General features: G+C 34.9%; 6 protein-coding genes and 1 pseudogene. All 7 read left to right on the top strand.

What is annotated here, in order from left to right:
- Positions 1-112: 112 nt before the first annotated feature.
- Positions 113-496: a 30S ribosomal protein S6e gene (locus Q0W25_RS08905; RefSeq protein WP_297824486.1), complete on the top strand. Its 384-nt coding sequence runs from the start codon at positions 113-115 to the stop codon at positions 494-496.
- Between the two features lie 63 nt (positions 497-559).
- On the top strand, positions 560-1,774 hold the full coding sequence (locus Q0W25_RS08900) for a translation initiation factor IF-2 subunit gamma (RefSeq protein WP_297824484.1): 1,215 nt from the start codon (positions 560-562) through the stop codon (positions 1,772-1,774).
- Positions 1,775-1,783: 9 nt separating this feature from the next.
- Positions 1,784-2,176, top strand: a complete 393-nt coding sequence (locus tag Q0W25_RS08895) for a PIN domain-containing protein (RefSeq protein WP_297824482.1) — start codon at positions 1,784-1,786, stop codon at positions 2,174-2,176.
- Between the two features lie 36 nt (positions 2,177-2,212).
- Positions 2,213-2,791 carry a DNA-directed RNA polymerase gene (locus tag Q0W25_RS08890; protein ID WP_297824480.1) on the top strand — a complete coding sequence of 193 codons (579 nt, stop codon included), beginning with the start codon at positions 2,213-2,215 and terminating at the stop codon, positions 2,789-2,791.
- Positions 2,792-2,793: 2 nt separating this feature from the next.
- A complete protein-coding gene (gene spt4, locus Q0W25_RS08885; RefSeq protein WP_297824478.1) occupies positions 2,794-2,970 on the top strand; it encodes a transcription elongation factor subunit Spt4 in 177 nt (58 codons plus the stop codon).
- Between the two features lie 12 nt (positions 2,971-2,982).
- Positions 2,983-3,492 (top strand): GTP-dependent dephospho-CoA kinase family protein, encoded by a 510-nt coding sequence (locus tag Q0W25_RS08880; RefSeq protein WP_298521245.1) that lies wholly within the window; start codon positions 2,983-2,985, stop codon positions 3,490-3,492.
- A gap of 15 nt (positions 3,493-3,507) precedes the next feature.
- Positions 3,508-3,601 (top strand): annotated as a pseudogene (locus Q0W25_RS08875) (30S ribosomal protein S24e); the annotation flags it as partial.

Genomic DNA, 3,601 nt, shown 5'->3' with positions numbered 1-3,601 from the left:
ACTTTATATGAATTTTTAGAAATCAAACGTAAACAAGATCCAGATTGGGGTAAATTTGGTCTTTTCGAATAATAATAAATTGGGTTTATAAAAAATTAAGGAGGAAAATACCATGGCATTCAAAGTAGTTGTGTCTCAAGGTGCTGAAAGTCATCAGTTTGAAGTGGACGAAACCAAAGCTTTCAACGGTTTAGTCATCGGTGATGAATTTGACGGCGGACTTGTTGGATTAGATGGTTACACTTTAAAAATTACTGGTGGTAGTGACAAAAACGGTTTTGCTATGAAAAAAGATGTTTCTGGCACTAGAAGAATTAAAAGTTTATTAACTGGTGGTATTGGTTACCATCCTAAAGCAGATGGTGTTAAAAGAAGAAAAACCGTAAGAGGAAACACTATCGCTGAAGATATTGTTCAAATCAACACAATAGTTAGTCAAGCTGGAAGCAAATCAATAGCTGAAATTATTGGTGCTGGTGAAGAAGAGGAAGAATAGTTCTACTATTTTTCTTATTTTACTTATTAAGTAGAATTAAAATTATAAAAAAGGTGGTTATCTGTGAACGTACAGTCAGATGTTAATATAGGTTTAGTTGGTCACGTAGACCACGGTAAGACTACTCTTACTAAAGCGTTATCTGGAATTTGGACTGATACACACAGTGAGGAAACAAAAAGAGGTATTTCTATTCGTTTAGGTTACGCAGACATTGAATTTAGGAAATGTCCTAACTGCGGAGAGCCTGAATGTTACACTACTTCAGAAAAATGTGAAATCTGTGGCAGCGAAACTGAATTAATCAGAAAAGTATCCTTTGTTGACGCTCCAGGACACGAAACCCTTATGGCAACAATGTTATCTGGTGCTGCAATTATGGATGGTGCAGTTTTAGTGATTGCTGCAAATGAGTCTTGTCCACAACCACAAACTAAAGAGCATCTCATGGCGCTTGATGTAATCGGCGTTAAGGATGTTATCGTAGTTCAAAACAAGATTGATATTGTTTCAAAAGAAAGAGCTATTGAAAGTTATAATGAAATTAAGGAATTTGTTAAAGGTACTTGTGCTGAAGATGCTTTAATAATACCTGTATCTGCTCAACAAGGTGCAAACGTAGACATATTAATTGAAGCAATGCTTAAACAAATTCAACCTCCGGAAAGGAATGTTGATGATTCTGCATTAATGCATGTAGCAAGATCATTCGATATTAACAAACCTGGTTCCGGTGCTGATAAGATTAAAGGAGGAGTCATTGGTGGAACTTTAGTCCAAGGTAAATTCAAACTTGGAGACACTATTGAAATCAGACCAGGACCTTCCAACAACGGTGAAAGAATCACTCTTACATCCGAGATTATCGGTCTTGAAGCCAACGGTAAGCAGGTTGAAGAAATAGGTCCTGGAGGACTTGTAGGTATTGCAACTAAGTTAGATCCATCTTTAACTAAATCAGATTCATTATCCGGTACAGTTGCTGGTGAAGAAGGTACATTGCCTGATGTATTGAACGGCTTTACAATGGAAGCCAATTTGCTTGACCGCGTAGTAGGTACCAAGGAAGAACGTGAAGTATCTCCAATCAAAATCAAGGAAGCTTTGATGATTAACTGTGGTACTACAACCACAATTGGGGTAGTCACTTCAACCAAGAAGAATGATGTTGATGTAGTTCTCAAATTGCCTGTATGCGCTAGTCCGGGCGATAGGGTCGCTTTAAGTCGTAGAGTCGGTGCTCGTTGGAGATTAATCGGATACGGTATTATAAAATAGAGGGCAAGCATGAACTCTAAAGAAGTTGTAATTGATACCAATTTTTTTATGGTTCCTTTTCAGTTCAATGTAGACATAATCACTGAACTTGAAAACAAATTACCTTCTTATAAATTAACTACTCCGAGCTTTGTTATCAATGAATTGAAGGGTTTGAAAAATAATAACAAAGGTAAAGTAAGGCTAAATGCCAATTTGGCCTTAAAGTTAGCTAATTCTTCAAAAATTGAAATAAAGGATATTTCATTATTAGAAAATGAAACTGTGGATGATGCGTTACTTAGAGTTTCAGAAGTTTTAGCTACAAATGACATTGAATTAAAAAATCGTGCAAAAGACAAAGGAATTACAGTAGCATATCTCAGACAAAAAAGATATATTGCTGTTGATGGTAAAATATAATATTAATTAAACTTATTAATTAAATGAGGGATTATTTTGTATTATAAAACAAAAATTGAGGACACTGTAAGAATACCACCTTACAGATTTGGAGATCCTCTCAAAGAAGTTGCTATTCAAACTTTAAACGAAACTTACGAAGGTCGTTTAGACAAAAAACTCGGTTTACTTATCTGTGTTGACGATATAGATGAAATTGGTGAAGGTAAACTCATTATGGGTGACGGTGCTGCTTACCATAATGTTATCTTTGAAGCAATTTTCTTCAAACCGGAACAACATGAAATTTTCGATGGAGAGGTAATCGATATTGTTGATTACGGAGCTTTTGTAAGGATTGGACCTATGGACGGTTTGATACATGTTTCTCAAGTAACTGATGATTATATTAATTATGATGCCAAAAGAGGAGCATTACTTGCTAAAGAATCTAATAAGACTTTGGATGTGGGAGACTTAGTTAGAGCTAGGGCTGTCAGTGTTTCAATTAAAGACGAATCTACTAACAACATTGAAAATAGTAGGAATTCCAAGATTCCTCTTACTATGAGACAAAATAACTTAGGTAGATTCGAATGGATTGCAGAAGCTAAAGAAAAAAGTAAGAAGGGTTAAGAATGAAAGCTTGCACAGTTTGTAAAATGATTTCAAGTAAAGACCACTGTCCATCCTGCGGAAGTCCAACTTCTGACAATTGGAGCGGTCTTTTAATCATAACTGATCCGGAAGAATCAAAAATTGCAAAGGAATTGAATATTGAAATTCCTGGTGAATATTGTTTAAGAGTAAGATAGAAGGTTTTAAAAGTGTTACGTTTAGATGCGGAATTAAATGAGGATATAATCATCGAGCTTAAAAAACCGTTAGGCGAATTGTATCCTGACTTTGAAGATGCAATTGAAGAGATTAAATCTTCCAAGTTTTTAATTTCTGTCGGTGATGCAACTTTCGATAATCTTACAAAATATGAATTGTACCCTAATATAGGTATAATTGATAATTTAATTCAAAGAAAAGATCATACTCATGATATTATACGTGCAGACCACATTTTAAAGGCGGATAATCCTGCTGGAACTATTACAGATGATCTATGGGAAACCATAGGCCAAGCTCTTGAATTATCTAACACTGGCGAATGTTATGTAATTGAAGTAGCTGGGGAAGAAGATCTTGCAGTTCTTCCTTGCATCTTAATGGCGGGTCAGGATGCTACAATTTTGTACGGACAGCCAAATGAAGGGTTAGTGCTTTTAAAAGTTTCTGACATGAAAAATAAAGCTCAAAAGCTTATTAACGGATTTATTGAAGAATAAATATGAGGTTTTATAATGGAAATCGAATTTATTGAAGAAAAAGAAAACAAAGTGTTTAACAGAAAAGAAATTAAATTTTATGTTGATTACGATGGAGAAGCAACTCCTA

It is taken from the genome of uncultured Methanobrevibacter sp., assembly GCF_947166415.1.
Classification (GTDB): Archaea; Methanobacteriota; Methanobacteria; order Methanobacteriales; family Methanobacteriaceae; genus Methanocatella.
The sequence above is the reverse complement of the archived record's forward strand: the minus strand, read 5'-3'. Positions and strand labels throughout refer to the sequence as shown.